The sequence below is a fragment of the Pseudomonas sp. TE3911 genome, assembly GCF_054062775.1.
Map to the genome: position 1 here is coordinate 873347 of NZ_JBSSFP010000001.1, position 16196 is coordinate 889542.

The window sequence follows — 16196 nt, forward strand, 5'->3', positions numbered from 1 at the left end:
ATTTGAAGGGGTCATGGGTATGAATAAGTCAGCATCTGCACAAGGTTTGGATGATCCGATCCTGCAATGGGTTACCTTCAAACTGGACAACGAAACCTACGGCATTAACGTGATGCGCGTGCAAGAAGTGCTGCGCTACACCGAGATCGCCCCGGTTCCAGGTGCGCCGAGCTACGTGCTGGGCATCATCAACCTGCGCGGCAACGTGGTGACGGTGATCGACACCCGCCAGCGTTTTGGCCTGGATACCGTCGAAGTCAGCGACAACACCCGCATCGTCATCATCGAAGCCGACAAGCAAGTGGTCGGGATCATGGTCGACAGCGTGGCCGAAGTGGTTTACCTGCGCCAATCGGAAGTGGAAACCGCGCCGAACGTGGGTAACGAGGAATCAGCCAAGTTCATTCAGGGCGTGTGCAACAAGAACAACGAACTGCTGATTCTGGTTGAGCTGGACAAGATGATGAGCGAAGAAGAGTGGTCGGATCTGGAGAACATCTGATTGTTCCTTGAAGCAGCAGTGATTGTCCTGGCCCTGCTGTGGGCCGGGACGCTGGCGTTTATGCTGCGCTATGTGCGCCAGCAGCGAGAATTGGCCATGCAACAGGCCGAGCGCGATGCGCTGCGCGACCGGCGCATTCTGGAGCTGGTCAAGCGGGTCGATCACTTCCAGCAAAGTGCGGTGAGGGTCGGGGATGAGGTGCATGAACTGCGCGCCATCCTCGCGCCGTTGCCGGACAAGCTGGCGCAGATTGAGCAGCGCGACCCTGCGAGCCTGTCGTTTGCCCAGGCAGCGAAGCTGGTGGGCATGGGCGCGACGGTGGATGAACTGACCCAATCCTGCGGTTTGACTCAGGCTGAGGCGCAATTGATGAGCAAATTGCACAAAAACTGAGGATTAATTTTTACACCTGAAAAACCGCTATAACCCTTGAGTTAGAGCGTTGCAATGTGACAGTCCTGGCGGTCTGCAGTGGCCGCTTTTGCGAATCAAGTCACAGTGCCATGTTTTGCTGGGGCACTTTTGTGTCGTTGTGGTGACAAAGCCTGCGCATGTAGGAAGTTTCACTCACAAGGATGCGAAATGTCTCTCGTCGCTGTATCTAGAACAAAACCATCAGTTTTGCTGCAGTCGTGCGTTTCCACCTGTACTGCAGTTGGTTTGCTAGCCAGCGCGGCTGCGTTTGCGGCCGAGCCGCAAGCGCCGGCCCAGCAATTGATCCAGCAGCAACAGCGCGAGCGTGCACAACGCGAGCAGCTGGAACCGTCGCCCGACGTTCGCCTGCAAGCGCCCCAAGACACCGAAGCCAGCCTGCGCCTGCCGCGTGATGAAACGCCGTGCTTCAAGATCGACCGCGTGGTGCTCAGTGGCGACCAGGCCGAGGATTTCCAGTGGGCCCTGCGTGCCGCCAACCCGTCCGATGATCCGGTGCAAGGGCGTTGTGTTGGCGCGCGCGGGATCAACCTGACCATGAAGCGCATCCAGAATGCGATCATCGCCAAAGGTTTTATTACCACCCGCGTGCTGGCCCAGGCCCAGGACTTGAATCAGGGCACCCTGTCGCTGGTGGTGGTGCCCGGCCGGATCAAACACATCCGTTTTGCCGCCGGCACCTCGGCCCGCGCCAACTATTGGAATGCGATGCCCGCGTCCGATGGCGATGTGCTGAACCTGCGCGACATCGAACAGGCGCTGGAAAACTTCAAGCGCGTGCCCACCGCCGAAGCCGACGTACAGATCACTCCCGCCGAAGGCGCCGATGCGCAGCCAGGTGAAAGCGATGTGGTAATCGCCTGGAAGCAGGCCGTGCCCGTACGGGTCAGCCTGTCGGTGGACGACTCCGGCAGCAAGCAGACCGGCAAGTACCAGGGCAACGTCGCGCTGTCGCTGGATAACCTGGCGACCCTCAACGACCTGTTCTACATCAGCTTCAACCACGACCTCGGCGGCGGCGAAAGCGGCGACCGTGGGTCCAAGGGCCACACCATTCACTACTCGGTGCCCTACGACTATTGGCAGTTGAGCCTGACCTCCAGCGAATACGACTACCACCAGACGATCGCCGGGGTTAACCAGGCGTATTCCTACAGCGGCCGCAGCCGGACCAATGAGGTGCAGCTGTCGCGCGTGATCTATCGCGACGCGGTGCGTAAGACCACCGTGTCCCTCGGTGGCTGGAGCCGTACCTCCAGCAACTACATCGAAGACACCGAAATCGAATTTCAGCGCCGGCGCATGGCCGGTTGGCAGGCCGGGATCAATCACCGTGAATTTATCGGTGCGAACACCCTCGACCTTGGCGTCGGCTATCGCCGTGGCACCGGTGCGCGCGATGCCTTGCGCGCGCCCGAGGAAGAAAACGGCGAAGGCACGTCGCGCTCGCAGATCATTACCGCCAACGCGCAATTGCAAGTGCCGTTCAGCGTCGGCCAGCAGAAGCTGCGTTACATCGGCGGCTGGCGCGGGCAATGGAACCGCACGCCGCTGATTCCCCAGGACCGCTTTTCAATCGGTGGGCGCTACACCGTGCGCGGCTTTGATGGCGAGCAGATTCTGTCGGCGGAACGCGGCTGGACCTTCAGCAACGACCTCGGCCTGAGCCTGGGCAACACCGGTCAGGAGCTCTATCTGGGCGTGGATTACGGCCAGGTTGGCGGGCATTCCACCGAGTACTTGCTGGGTCGCCGCCTGGCCGGTGCGGTGGTAGGCCTGCGCGGCGGCTACAAGCAGTTTTCCTATGACATCTACACCGGCAAACCTCTGGAAAAACCCAAGGGTTTCCAGACCGCCGACGTGACCAGTGGCTTCAGCGCCAACTGGTCATTTTGAAGGAGACCAGCATGTCGGATGACACCCTCGAAGTGCTCGCGCCCACCGGGCCCGACAGTCCCATCGACGAAGCCCAGGTGCTGGGTTCGGCGGTGTGGTTGTGGATGCACTCGGCGGCGCATCGCGATGCGCCATTGCACAGCCTGTCGACCCTGTTGCTGCCGGCGATCAAGCGCCGTCAGTTCATCCTGATCAGCGAAGCGGGGCGCCCGGTGTTTTTCCTGTCGTGGCTCAACCTCAGTGCCGAGGCCGAGGCGCGCTACCTGCGCGAACCAGCCGTCTGCCTGCCTGCCGCGGACTGGGACAGCGGCGACCGCCTGTGGATCAACGACTGGGTCGCGCCGTTCGGGCATACCCGACGAGTCAGCGGCCTGTTGCGACGGCGGCTGTGGCCCGGGCGGATCTTCCGTTCGCTGTACCACCGAGGCGATGAGCGCGGACTGCGCGTCATGAATTTCCAGGGTATCGCCGTCCTGGACCTGGAGGCGCAAGCCTGGTTTGCCACTCACCCGTTACCCAGCGACGCGCTCTGATCAGCCACCGCGCAAAGGACTTGCATGAATAAGCATCTGTATCGAATTGTTTTCAACCAGGCTCGCGGCCTGCTGATGGTGGTGGCCGAAAACGTCAAGAGCGCGTGCAAGGCTCCCGGCACGACCGGCGCCGTAGCGCGCCCGGGTACGGCGGTTGCCACGCTGACGCCGCTGCGGTTTGCGCTGATGCTGGGCATGGGCTGGGTCGCGCTGGCGGCGCCGGTACAAGCGCAGGTGGTGGTCGATGGCTCCGCGCCGGCGGGCCAGCGCCCGACCATCGGCGCCGCCGGCAACGGCACCACGGTGGTGGACATCACCCGGCCAAGCGGCGCGGGCGTGTCGCGCAACACCTACACCCAGTTCGACGTGGACAAGCGCGGGGTGATCCTCAACAACGGCGTGACCAACAGCCAGACTCAACTGGGCGGGTGGATCGAAGGCAACCGCAACCTGGCCAACGGCAGCGCACGGGTGATTCTCAACGAGGTCAATTCGAGCAACCCTAGTCAGTTGCGCGGCTTTGTCGAAGTGGGGGGCTCCAAGGCGCAGGTGGTAATTGCCAACCCATCGGGCATCACCTGTGAAGGCTGCGGGTTTATCAACGCCGACCGCGCGACCCTGACCACCGGGCGCGCGCAGTTCGAGAACGGCCTGATCAGCGGCTATGAAGTCTCGGGCGGCAAGATCAGCATCGGCGGCGAAGGCATGGACACCAGCCGCGCCGACTACACCGAAATCATCGCGCGCACGGTCGAGGTGAACGCGGGCATCTGGTCCAAAGACTTGACCATCAAGGCCGGCACCACCGGCGCGGCACCGACCGACACGCCAACCGTCGCCATCGACGTGGCGCAGTTGGGCGGCATGTACGCGGGCAAGATCACCTTGGTCGGCAATGGCGCAGGCGTGGGCGTGCGCAATGCCGGGCAGATCGGCTCCAGCGCCGGTGAAGTGGTGATCGGCACCGACGGCCGGATCGAAAACCACGGCCAGATCAGCAGCGCCACCGATTTGACCGCCCGCGCCGACAAGGGCATCGACAACGACGGCACGCTGTACGCCCAAGGCAACCTGGCCGTGCACACCGCTGGTGATATCGACAACCGTGGCATCGTGTCCGCCCAGGGCAATGCCGCGCTGACCGCCACCGGCGCCAATTCGGCTATTCGCAGCCACGCAGGTTCCGCATTGGCCGCGGGCGTGGACAGTACCGGCAAGCTCGGCAGCAGCGGTTCGCTGACGCTGACCTCGGCTGGCACCTTGACCGCCAAAGGCCAGAACCTCGCCGCGCAGACCCTCAAGGCCAGCGCCGCCCAGGTCGACCTGAGTGACAGCCAGACGTCCGCCCAGACCGTTGAGTTGACCAGCACCGCCGGCAATCTCGACTTGCGTCGCAGCCGCGTCACCGCCGGCCGCGCCCTCACGGCCGACGCTAACCAGGGCGTGCTCAGCGATGCTGCACAGGTAGGCGCTGCACAGATCAGCGTGACCGCGCTGGACCTGTCCAACGTCGGCGGCAAGTGGGTGCAGACCGGCAGCAACGGTATGCAGATGACCGTCGCGCGCAGCCTCGACAACAGTGGCGGTACGCTGTCCAGCGGTGGCGCCCTCGTCGTCAGCGCTGACACCCTGAACAACGCGGATGGCCTGGTGCAGTCGGGTGGCCTTGGCGACTTGTCCGTCACCGCGCGCCAGCACCTGAACAATCAGAAGGGCAAGCTGGTCACCGCCGCGCAATTGACCCTCAACGGCGGCACCCTGGACAACAGCAGCGGGCAGATCACTGCCGGCGGTGCGCTGGGGATCAAGGCCGCGCAGTTGAACAACGCCAATGGCACCGTCGCGGCCACGCAAACCTTGACGGTCAAGGCCGACAGCCTGCAGAACCAGGGCGGTACCCTCGGTTCGGTGGCCGCCGACCTGATCCTCAACAGCGACACTAGCGTGCTCGACAACCGTGGCGGGCGTCTGGAGGCAGCCAAGGCGCTGACCCTCAATGCACTCGGCCTGAACAACCAAGGTGGGGTGATCACCGGCGCGCAACTGCTGCTCAATACCCAGGGCCAGCAACTCGACAACAGTGCAGGCACCGTTAACGCCAGCGACACGCTGAGCGTCGACAGCGGCGCGTTGATCAACGACGGCGGCATCATGCAGGCCAAGTCGGACCTGCGCGTGGATACCCACGGCCAACAGCTGAGCAACCGCAATTCCGGCAGCACCGGCGGCATCCTCGGCCAGCGCGACGTCACCGTGCGCGCCGGTCAAGTGTTCAACGACCAAGGCTTTATCGGCAGCGCGCGCACCCTGGACATCAACGCCCAGCAACTGAGCAACCAGGCGGGCTTGTTGCGCGCCGACGGGCATCTGTTGCTGACCGCCGCGAGCGTGGACAACAGCGCGACCCAGGGCGCGAACCAGGGCATCAAGGGCCAGAGCGTCGATCTCGACACCGATACGCTGACCAACCGCGCTGGCTCAATCGTGTCCGACACCACGCTGAACGTGAAGGGCAGCGGCAGCGTGGACAACGACGCGGGCATCCTTTCGGCGGGCAGCGTGCTGACCCTGGCCGATCGCAACCCGGCGCAGAAAAGCCTGGCCATCAACAACGGCGCGGGCACCCTGATTGGGGGCCAGTCCGTGTTGCTCGACAGTGCCAATTACAGCGGCGCCGGCAAGGTCCAAAGCCTCGGCGACCTGACCTTCCGGTTGACTCAAAACTTCATCAACAGCGGCCTGGTGCAGAGCAACGGCGACCTGTCGCTGCAGACTGGCGGCACGATGACCAACCAGGGGGCGGTGCAGTCCGGCGCGCTGGTGCGCGTGGATGCCGGCGCTATCGACAACGGTGCCAACGGCGTGATCAGTGGGCGGCGTGTGCAGGCCAACGCGGTCAACCAATTCGACAACCGTGGCGTGGTCGACGGCGAGACGACCCGCCTCAGTGCTTCGACCCTGAACAACCTCGGCACCGGGCGCCTCTACGGTGATCATTTGTCGATCACCGCCGGTACGCTCAACAACATCCTCGAAGGCGCAACGGCGGCGACCATCGCGGCACGCAACCGCCTGGATATCGGCGCTCAGGTCATCAACAACCGTGAGCACGGATTGATCTTCAGCGCCGGCGATACGGTGATCGGCGGCTTGCTTGACGCCAACGACCAGGCCAGCGGCCAGGCACAGGTGCTCAACAATGCGAGCGCCACCGTCGAAGCGCTGGGCCATCTGAGCGTCAACGCCAAGCAGATCAACAACACCAACGAACACTTCGCAACCGACCGCGTGCTGGTGTCCAACCAAGTGCTGCAGGAGTACCTGCTGTCGGGCTCGACCAACCGTTACACGCCGGACCAGATCTCGCTGTACAACGACGAGGTGCTGCACCTGGTCACGCCGGAAGGCTACGGCACGCGCTGGAACCGCTATGACTACACACGCAGCGTCACCGAGACGCAAATTGTCAGCTCCGACCCTGCGCAGATGCTTGCCGGTGGCAACCTCACGTTGATCGCCGACCAGGTGCTCAACGACAAGAGCCGGATCATTGCCGGGCAGGCGCTCAACGGCAGCATCGGCCAAGTGATCAACACCGAAGTGACCGGCGAACGGGTCACGGCCGACAACGGCAGCGTGGCCAATTACTATCGCATCCAGCGCAAGGGCCGTGACCGCCAGGGCGTCGGCCTGACCGGTTATACGCCGGCGCCGCTGATCGAGCAGATCTCCCTTAAACCCACGGTGTACACCGAGTACGCGGCCATCAACGGCAGCGGCACCCAGGTTGGCGCGCTGGTTCTGGCCAACGTTACCGACAGCACTGCGGGTACCGGTGAGCTGGCGGGCGCTGGCCGCACCCACGCCGTGAGCCCGATCAGTGAAGTGAAGGCACTGACCCAACTGGACGCGGCAGGCGCGGTGGAGCAGATCCGCACGGGTGGTTTCAACCCCGACCTGCCCAACAGCAGCCTGTTCCAGACCAACCCGAACAGCACCGCCGGTTATCTGGTGGAGACCGACCCGCGCTTCGCTAACTACCGCAAGTGGTTGTCTTCGGACTACATGCTCGGGCGCCTGAACCTCGACCCGGCGGCCACGCAGCAGCGTCTCGGCGACGGCTTCTACGAACAGAAGCTGATCCGTGAGCAAATCGCGCAACTCACCGGCCGGCGCTTTCTCGACGGCTACGCCAGTGATGAGGAACAGTATCGCGGCATGATCGACAGCGCCGTGACCCTGGCGGATCAGTGGAAACTGATTCCTGGTGTCGCCCTGACCGCCGAACAAATGGCGCAGTTGACCAGCGACATCGTCTGGCTGGTGTCCAAGGACGTCACGCTGGCGAGCGGTGAAGTCCGTCAGGTGCTCGTGCCGCAAGTCTATGTGCGGGTTCGCGAAGGTGATCTGGATGGCTCCGGCGCACTGATGGCTGGGCGCACGTTGAACCTTGATGTGCGCGGTGATCTGGTGAACTCCGGCAGCCTGTCCGGGCGCGATGGCGTGAACATCAGCGTGCAGAACCTCGACAACCTCGGCGGCCGTATCCAGGGCAACGACGTGGCCCTGACCGCCAGCCAGGACATCAACAACATCGGCGGCCTGATCAGCGCCAACAGCCGTCTGGCCCTGAGCGCCGGCAACGACATCAATGTGCGCTCGGTCACCACCGACAGCGAGAGCGATCAGGGCACCCGCACCGGCTTGTCGCGGGTGGCGGGGTTGTACGTGTCGGCACCGGCGGCGAACCTGATTGCCACCGCCGGCAACGATATCAACCTGCAAGCCGCGCAAGTGAGCAACACCGGCGTCGGCGGCAAGACGTCGCTGGTGGCGGGCAACGACATCACCCTGACTACAGTGAAAGAGTCCTACACCCAGTCCAACCAGTGGGATGGCGACAACTGGCGCAAGGAAGCCGGACGCAATGAAGTCGGCAGTTCGGTGCAGGCCAACGGCGATGTTCGCGTGGGCGCCGGGCGTGACGTGCAGGTGCGCGGGGCGATGGTCAACAGCGACGCGGGGGCTGTTGCTGTGAGTGCGGTGCGCGACATCAATGTCGAGGCCGGCGAGCGCTTCAACAGCGCCGACGAAGCGCACAAGGTCAAGGGCAGCAACGGGATGTTTTCGAGCAAGACCACCACCACCCGCGACACGGTCAGCCAGACCACCGCACAGGCCTCGACCTTCAGTGGCGAGCAGGCGGTGATGCAGGCCGGCAACAACATCACGATTACGGGTAGCAACGTGGTTTCCACATCGGGCACGGTGCTGGCGGCGGGCAACGACATCAAGGTATTGGCAGCCACCGAGCAACTTGACGAAAAACACATGAAGGATGTGAAGACCAGCGGTATGTTCAGCGGGGGCGCCATTGCCGTCACCGTTGGTTCCAAGCAACAGACCAATAAAGACAGTAGTCAGCAGACTACGGCGGCCGCGAGCAACATTGGCGCAACCGACGGCAACGTGCTGATCAGCGCCGGCGGCGAATACCGTCAGGTGGGCAGCAATGTGAACGCGCCCAATGGCGATGTGTCGATCGACGCGTCCGAGGTCAATATCCTCGAAGCGCGCAACCTCAGTGCGCAGCAGCAGGAGCAGCGCTTCAAGCAGACCGGCGTGAGCCTGACCCTGACCAACCCGATCGTGAGTGCGGTACAGACCGGCCAGCGCATGAACAAAGCCGCTGAACGTACCGATGACAAACGTATGAAAACTTTGGCGGCGCTGAGTACTGTGTGGGCCGCCAGCGATGCGCACACTCAGGTCATGGCCGACCCGGCGGCGGCGGGCGGTATCAACTTGAGCATTGCCCTGGGCATGAACAAGAGCGAGAGCAAAAGCGAGCAGACCAGCAACACCGCAGCCGCTTCGACGGTCGCGGCGGGAGGGGATGTGACGATCGTATCCTCGGGCGGCACGCGCAACAACAACCTGACCGTGCAGGGCAGTGAGATCACGGCGGGCAACAATGCGTTGTTGAAAGCTGACGGCAACATCCTGCTGGCGGGTGCGCAGAACACCATCGAGCAACACAGCACCAACAAAAGCGTCAACGGCAGCCTTGGCATCGGCATCTCGTTTGGTAGCGAGAAAAACGGTCTGAGCTTCAACGCGTCCGCCTCTCAGAGCCGTGGCAATGCCGATGGCAATGACTTGGTGTGGAGCAATACCCACGTGACTGCTGGCAAAGAGGTCAGTCTGATTTCCGGTAAGGACACCACCCTGCGTGGTGCGGTGGTGTCGGGTGAGACGGTCAAGGCCGATATCGGCGGCGACCTGAATGTCGAGAGCCTGCAGGACACCAGCACCTTCGCGTCCGAGCAGAAGAGCATGAGCGCTGGGATCAGCATCTGTATCCCGCCGGTCTGTGCCGGTGCGGCGACCGCTAGCTTCAGCTCCACCAACGCCAAGCAGAAGTCCAACTTTGCCAGCGTGATCGAACAATCGGGCATACGTGCCGGCGACGGTGGTTTCGACATCAACGTGCGCGGCAATACCGACCTCAAGGGTGGCGTGATCGCCAGTTCCGACAAGGCCATTGCCGACGGCAAAAACAGCCTGACCACCGGCACGCTGACGGTGTCCGACATCCACAACGTGTCCGAAGCCAGCGCCAAAACTTCAGGCGTCGACCTGAGTTCGGACATGCTCGACGGCAAACTGGGCACGGCCAAGGCGCTGCTCGCCAACAGCATCAACAACGGCTCGGACTCCGACTCCGCCGACAGCGACACCCGCAGCGCGATCAGCGCCGGCACCTTGGTGATCACCAATGCCGAGCGCCAGCGTGTGGTTGGCGGCATGACGGTTGACCAGACAATTGCCAACCTGAACCGCAACACCGAGGCCGCCCATGTCGCCGTGGGACGGTTGGATGTGGCGGAAATGGGGCGCAAGGTAGCGGCTGAGCAGGAGATCAAGCGTGAGTTCTATCATCAGGTCTCGCTGCTGGCGGATGAGGCGTATCGCAAGATCTTTATCGAGAAGGCGCGGGTGTATGAGGTCTCGAAGGACAAGGAGGGCAAAGTTCAACGTCGCGAACTGAGCGACGAAGAGAAAATGAACCTCAAGAAAGGGCCGGACGGCAAAGTGCATATCGCCAACAATGGCATTTTCAACGATATCGATGGTGCGGCCAAATACGCCGAGCAGCACAGTTCGGCTGATAGCGGGCCGCAATACTTGATCCACTTCGAGCAAGCCAACAACTTCACTTCCGAGCTGATGATCGCTGCTTATCAGAAGAATCTGGAGAATGATTTCTGGGGGTTGTCCAATGCAACGGTGCAAACCAAAGACTACATGACGCAGTTCGGCCAGAGCGGGTTGCACATCGATGGTCACAGCCGGGGCACGTTGACCACTGGCAGCGCCATGGAGTCGCTGGCCCGTGATCCGGCCAACGTGGGCATTCTCGGCAAAACGTCGATGAACTTCTTCGGTGCTGCCTACAGCGTGCAGAAGGCCGACTCGTTGTTAGGGGTCTTACAGAGTCGTTCAGGGGTGAGCTCCGAATCACAGCGCGAGGCGATGGAGCTGCGCTACCAGAATCACAATCTCGATCCGGTTGCGCGCTTGCCGCTCGTAGGGTTCAACCCCGCTACGGGCGGTACGGTCCCGGACGGCAGCGTGCGTGTATGGGAATGGCTGAAAGTGCTTGGCGGCGATAAGACAGTGCACAACTGCTACGGCAATGGAGGGCCCGCCTGCAAGCCCTTCTGGAAAGATTCAACCGATGGCGTTCCACACTTTAAGCGCGCCGGAGAATAAGGAAGAACGTTATGTTGAGAAGTACGTTGCTGTTGACTATTGGCGCTGTGTTACTGACCGGCTGCACGGGGAGGGGCTTTCAACCGCCGCCGCCGGAATTCACCAATTGGAAAAAAAGTGGGGTCTCCCAAGAAGGCGTCAAGAGTGCGATGAGAGCTTGCGGGTATATCAACCTGACAGGCACGGGGGACACAACGCCTATTGACCAGGTACTCACACAGTTTTATTGCATGAAAGACTCGGGTTTCAAGCGCACAGATAACATTGACCTGTGCAAAGAAGGCCGCATTGGTGAATCACCGGTGTGCGAAGGCCGCCGTTAATCGATCACTGAAAGGTCGCAGGGAATGAACGATTTACGCAAACCTTAAGGAACACCCCTATGTCCAGGAGCGGGCTGCTGTTGAGTGTTTGCGCTGTACTGCTGGTCGGCTGCACAGGCAGGGGTTTTCAGCCGCCGCCGCCTGATTTTGTCTATTGGCAAAAGAGTGGGGTCTCTGTAGAGGGCGTCAAGAGCAGTATGCTCGCGTGCGGGTACGAGAATGTGGCGGGCACGGGCGGCGGCTCAATCGATGAGCGGCTTAGGAGCTTCAACTGCATGAAAGATGCGGGCTTCACACGCAAAGATAACTTGGACATGTGCAAGCTTGGCCGTATCGGCGAATCACCGGTGTGCGAAGGCCGTCGGTAACCCATCCCTAAAAGGAAGCAAGGAATGAACGATTTACGCAATGGACTGTACGGCGCCGCGCTGGCATTGGCGGCGACAGGGTTGGGCGGTTGCGCCTCGTCGATGACGGTCACCGGCGAGCCGGGGGTGAGGATGGGCCAGAGCTATGCACAGGTGCTCGCGGTGGTCAGCCGCAACAACGCCGTGACCAAGCAGGTCGATGGCGAAGGCTTCCGGGCGGAGGGTTACTCGTCGATGTTCAAGGACTGCCGCATCAAGTACTTCATCTTTCAGGGCGCCGATGGCTTGCAGCAGGTGAAGTACGAGCCTGCACCGCAGTTGTCGGTCAGCCAGAATTGCCGTCAGCCGTAAACAGCCCTTTATTCCTTTGCGAGTTGACTGCTGATGAGCGTTTTACGTGGGGTTCCCGTGGCGTTGCTGGTGCTGCTGACAGGCTGCGGCCAAGTGGCGAATATCCGTTCCTTGTCTACCGGCTACGTCGCACCAACGTCTGGCGAGACTGCCCGCGTGCGGTTGATCACCGATGGTCTGGTGCGCGCGGTGCCGGGGCGTGATTGCCTGGACTGGAATGTACCGGGCGCTGGGGTGATGGCGTCGACGAAAGCGGGCTTCCCCGATCACAACGGCGAGAGCCTGGGCATGCCTGGGCCGATTTACTCGTGGGCGGCTGCCGTATCGTCGGAGTTGGTGGTGCCGGCGAACACCCCGATCGCGTTTCATTACTTGGGGAAACTGCAGTATTCCCGGCAATGCTCCAGCACCATGACCTTTGTGCCTCGGCCGGGGATGGACTACATGGTGCAGGCGTCCATCTATGCGAGCTGTTCGTTCCAGCTGCACGAGCTGCCGCCGGGCGGTAAGCAATGGGTCGAGGTGGAGCCTGCGCCCAAGGGCAAGGTGTCGATGTGCAACGCGATGGATAATTTCTAGCGAGCCAATTATTTTTCGACCTTAATGACTTTTTCCTACTCCTCAAAGGTCAACATCCTTCAAGCACCATTGACTCCAGGAGTACGCCCCCCATGACCACCCCCAAGGCACTGTTGATCCTACACGGCAAGCAAGCCCTCAACGAGGACGTACGCGCGGCCGTGCTGGCCCGGCGCGAGTTGGGTTTGGAGCTGGCGGTGCGGGTGACGTGGGAGGGCGGTGACGCTCAACGGCTGGTCAAGGAGGCTGTGGACGGCGGTTACACCCACATCATTGCCGGCGGCGGCGACGGCACCTTGCGCGACGTGGCCGAAGCCATGGCCCAGGCCAAGAGCGACGCCAGCCTGGTGCTGATGCCCCTGGGCACCGCCAATGATTTTGCCAAGGCTGCCGGCGTGCCGTTGGAGCCTGCCCAGGCCCTGGCATTGCTGGATGTGCCCCCTAGGGCAATCGACCTCGGCCAGGTCGGCGGGCAGATTTTCCTGAACATGGCCACTGGCGGCTTTGGTAGCCAGGTCACGGCCAATACCTCCGAAGATTTGAAGAAAGTCCTCGGCGGCGCTGCTTATCTGTTTACCGGCCTGACGCGCTTCAGCGAGTTGAAGGCCGCCTACGGTGAGCTGGAAGGACCGGACTTTCACTGGAAGGGCGAGTTGCTGGCGCTGGGTATCGGCAACGGCCGCCAGGCGGGCGGGGGGCACATACTGTGCCCCGGCGCATTGGCCGATGATGGTTTGCTCGACGTCAGCATTCTGCCGGCGCCTCAGGAAGTGGTCGGCACGCTGCTCAATCTGGTGAGCGACGGTGGGATCGACAACATGTTCGTTCGGGCGCGCCTGCCGTGGGTCGATATCAAGGTGGCGCAGGGCTTGTACATCAACCTCGATGGCGAGCCGCTGGAAGGTGACGACCTGCACTTCGAGGCGTTGCCCAAAGCGCTTCGCGTGCATTTGCCGGTGGATTCGCCCCTAGTCGTCCAGGCTGATGATCTGCTCGCGCACAGCGAATAACACCAGGCCTGCCACATCAAATATCTGCAGACGCTTCATGATTTGCGAACGGTGGGCTTCTACGGTCTTGATGCTCAGGCCCAGGCCGTGGGCGATCTCACGGGTGGATTTGCCGCGCACGATCAGGCGCAGGATTTCCAGTTGGCGTGCCGTGAGGTTATGGCTTTGACCGGCGGGCGTGATCGGCCCCTGGCTGCGCACCAGCGCCTGGTTGATCACGGTGTGGGCGATCGCCGGGCTCAGGTAGCGCTCGTTGTTGCGCAAGGCCTGCAGCGCGTGTTCCAGCTCATTGGCGGTAGTGTCCTTGAGCAGGTAGCCATGGGCACCGGCTTGCAGCGCGCGCATGATCAACTCCGGGTCGGTGTGCATCGACAGGATCAGCACCTTGCTCTTGGGGTGCGCACTCTTGAGTTGCTTTAAAGCGTCGAGGCCGCCGGTGTGCTTCATCGACAGGTCCAGCAGCACAATGTCCGGCAACAAGCGATTGAACTGCTCCAGCAACTGGGCGCCATCGCTGGCTTCGCCCGTCACCGTGTAGCCGGGAATATCCTGGATCAGCGCACGCACGCCTGCCCTGATCAGGGCATGATCGTCCACCAGAAGTAATGTGCAGGTCACTCGATAACCTTAGGGGCGCTGGCCCGTTCGAGGGCGCGGGGCGCCCAGGGGAAGAGCGCTTCGATGCGCGTCCCGTTACCTGGCTGGCTGCTCACGGACAATGTGCCGCCAAGCTGATCAACCCGCTCGGACATGCCGGCCATGCCCCGCTGGCCTTCCAGGCTGGGATTGATGGCGGGCAAAAAACCCTGGCCGTCATCACAAATGCTCAGCGACAGGCCTTCGGGTAGACGTTGCAGGCGCACCAGCAGGTTGTGTGCCTGGGCGTGGCGCAGCATGTTGGTGACGGCTTCCTGGGTGATGCGAAAGGCCGCCACGGCCATTTCTTCCGGGATGCCGGTTAGCCGTTGCTGGCATTCCAGGCTCCAGTGTACCGGGGTGTTTTCCAGGGTCTTGAGCAGGTGCGCGCGCAGGCTGGCTTCCAGGCCCAGGCTGGCGAGCTGTCGGGGGTTGAGGATGGCAGAGACGTCGCGCACCTTGGCCAGGGTCTCGTTCAAGGTATTGCACAAGACGTTGCACTGGGTTTGCAGCTCATCCGGCATACGGCGCTTGAGCCATTCGCTTTGCAGCTTGGCGGCGGTCAACAGTTGCCCGATGTCGTCATGCAGTTCGCGGCTGAGGCGGTGGCGTTCGTTTTCCTGCACTTGCAGCAGGCGATCGGCCAATTCCTGGGGCTGGAACTTGATGGATTTGCGCGAGTACCACTGTTGCAGGCCTACCACTAATAAGGTGGCCAGGTTGAGCAGCAGTACCATCAGCGGCAGCGTTGCGGAATGGGCGTAGGCCCACAGGCTCAGCAGCAGTGAGCCAAGGCATAGCGTGAGGATCAAACGGCGTGCATTGCTGCGGGACGCGGACCTTGCGATGAATGTCTTGAGGCTGGCATGCATAGCGGATGGAGCCAATAAAGGTTCGCTGCGGGAAGACCGGTCGACACTGACCGGGCGCTGTTTGAGATACGTTATTGAATCGTTTTCAAAGTTAATAAATTCAATCACTTTGAGGGGGTGATAGTACCACTACTCTTACCGTCGGTCGCCAGGCGCCTGTCTGGCGGGATTATCTAAGCGCGCAAATATTCAGGGACGATAGTCCCAAAGTTAATGAAGGTGGGGATGTATTACTTCAACAGGAATGTAGGGGTTATGGCTAATTGATATCTACGCGTGCGCCATTCAGTTTCAATGGGTTGGTTAAACCTGTCGTTTTTAGAAAACTGCGCGTTATTTACGACCTCATAACCGCTCAGGACGAGGGGTGTAAACGCTGCTGCGGTTTATATCTGAAATCCTTTTGTGGGATTTGCAGTGTGACCGTAGCAATCAATGAGGTTTGTTCCGATTCATCCAGTGCCAATAGGCCTGTCTTTGCATCGATAAGCTCCAGTTGCCAGGCCAGCAGTCTCAGGCAATCTTCCAGGGCGCTCAGGGCCTGATCATGCAGCTGCAACGGGTTTTCGGCGTTGGCGATCACGTATTGGATATGCCGCGAAAATTCGCTGATCGCCTGTAGGGCCAGGCAATCGGCTTTTTCGGCGAGCTTGATCAGGCTGGCTTTCATGCAGTCGATGGCGTCGCTGTCGTTGCGAATCAGATGCAGGTGACTCAGGCACTCTTCCGACTTGGCCAGCAGGTTTTCAGCCTCGTGCAGGAATTCGGGAAGTGCAAGTTGCCACTCGTTACCGTCGTTCATCATGCAAGTCTCCACAACATAAGGTGGGGTGATGAGAGGTCGCATTGGGTGAGTGGCGTAAAACTACTGCTGAAAGATAACTGGAGTCTGTAGGTTGCTTCTGAGCGTTCAGTAGG

General features: G+C 61.5%; 13 protein-coding genes. 10 read left to right on the top strand and 3 right to left on the bottom strand.

What is annotated here, in order from left to right; genetic code table 11:
• Positions 1 to 19: 19 nt before the first annotated feature.
• The 10 genes from ACVWXD_RS04085 (at position 20) to yegS (ending at position 13770) form a co-directional block, all read left to right on the top strand.
• Positions 20 to 502 carry a chemotaxis protein CheW gene (locus ACVWXD_RS04085; RefSeq protein ID WP_032887919.1) on the top strand — a complete coding sequence of 161 codons (483 nt, stop codon included), beginning with the start codon at positions 20 to 22 and terminating at the stop codon, positions 500 to 502.
• Positions 503 to 895, top strand: a complete 393-nt coding sequence (locus tag ACVWXD_RS04090) for a DUF2802 domain-containing protein (RefSeq protein ID WP_032887921.1) — start codon at positions 503 to 505, stop codon at positions 893 to 895.
• 267 nt (positions 896 to 1162) lie between these two features.
• Positions 1163 to 2830, top strand: a complete 1668-nt coding sequence (locus ACVWXD_RS04095; protein WP_032887923.1) for a ShlB/FhaC/HecB family hemolysin secretion/activation protein — start codon at positions 1163 to 1165, stop codon at positions 2828 to 2830.
• An 11-nt stretch (positions 2831 to 2841) separates the two neighbouring features.
• Entirely contained in the window at positions 2842 to 3363 is a 522-nt protein-coding gene (locus tag ACVWXD_RS04100) for a toxin-activating lysine-acyltransferase (protein WP_032887925.1), read from the top strand.
• A 24-nt stretch (positions 3364 to 3387) separates the two neighbouring features.
• Positions 3388 to 11139, top strand: a complete 7752-nt coding sequence (locus tag ACVWXD_RS04105) for a hemagglutinin repeat-containing protein (RefSeq protein ID WP_181643239.1) — start codon at positions 3388 to 3390, stop codon at positions 11137 to 11139.
• 11 nt (positions 11140 to 11150) lie between these two features.
• Complete coding sequence (locus ACVWXD_RS04110; RefSeq protein ID WP_032887929.1) at positions 11151 to 11462, top strand: hypothetical protein; 312 nt, start codon at positions 11151 to 11153, stop codon at positions 11460 to 11462.
• A 59-nt stretch (positions 11463 to 11521) separates the two neighbouring features.
• Positions 11522 to 11830 (top strand): hypothetical protein, encoded by a 309-nt coding sequence (locus ACVWXD_RS04115; RefSeq protein WP_457370704.1) that lies wholly within the window; start codon positions 11522 to 11524, stop codon positions 11828 to 11830.
• A gap of 24 nt (positions 11831 to 11854) precedes the next feature.
• On the top strand, positions 11855 to 12181 hold the full coding sequence (locus tag ACVWXD_RS04120; protein ID WP_457370705.1) for a hypothetical protein: 327 nt from the start codon (positions 11855 to 11857) through the stop codon (positions 12179 to 12181).
• Positions 12182 to 12214: 33 nt separating this feature from the next.
• On the top strand, positions 12215 to 12760 hold the full coding sequence (locus tag ACVWXD_RS04125) for a hypothetical protein (protein ID WP_032887934.1): 546 nt from the start codon (positions 12215 to 12217) through the stop codon (positions 12758 to 12760).
• Between the two features lie 92 nt (positions 12761 to 12852).
• Positions 12853 to 13770, top strand: a complete 918-nt coding sequence (gene yegS, locus ACVWXD_RS04130; protein WP_032887935.1) for a lipid kinase YegS — start codon at positions 12853 to 12855, stop codon at positions 13768 to 13770.
• On the opposite strand, the gene ACVWXD_RS04135 is transcribed toward yegS, so the two are convergent.
• From ACVWXD_RS04135 to ACVWXD_RS04145, 3 genes are all read right to left on the bottom strand, one after another.
• Entirely contained in the window at positions 13729 to 14388 is a 660-nt protein-coding gene (locus ACVWXD_RS04135; protein WP_032887937.1) for a response regulator transcription factor, read from the bottom strand. The two genes, yegS and ACVWXD_RS04135, sit on opposite strands and share 42 nt — an antisense overlap.
• Positions 14385 to 15278, bottom strand: coding sequence for a sensor histidine kinase (locus ACVWXD_RS04140; RefSeq protein ID WP_032887939.1), 894 nt, complete (start codon positions 15276 to 15278; stop codon positions 14385 to 14387). The genes ACVWXD_RS04135 and ACVWXD_RS04140 overlap by 4 nt, the downstream gene beginning before the upstream one ends.
• Before the next feature lie 355 nt (positions 15279 to 15633).
• Positions 15634 to 16083, bottom strand: a complete 450-nt coding sequence (locus ACVWXD_RS04145) for a hypothetical protein (protein ID WP_177326444.1) — start codon at positions 16081 to 16083, stop codon at positions 15634 to 15636.
• Positions 16084 to 16196: the final 113 nt, after the last annotated feature.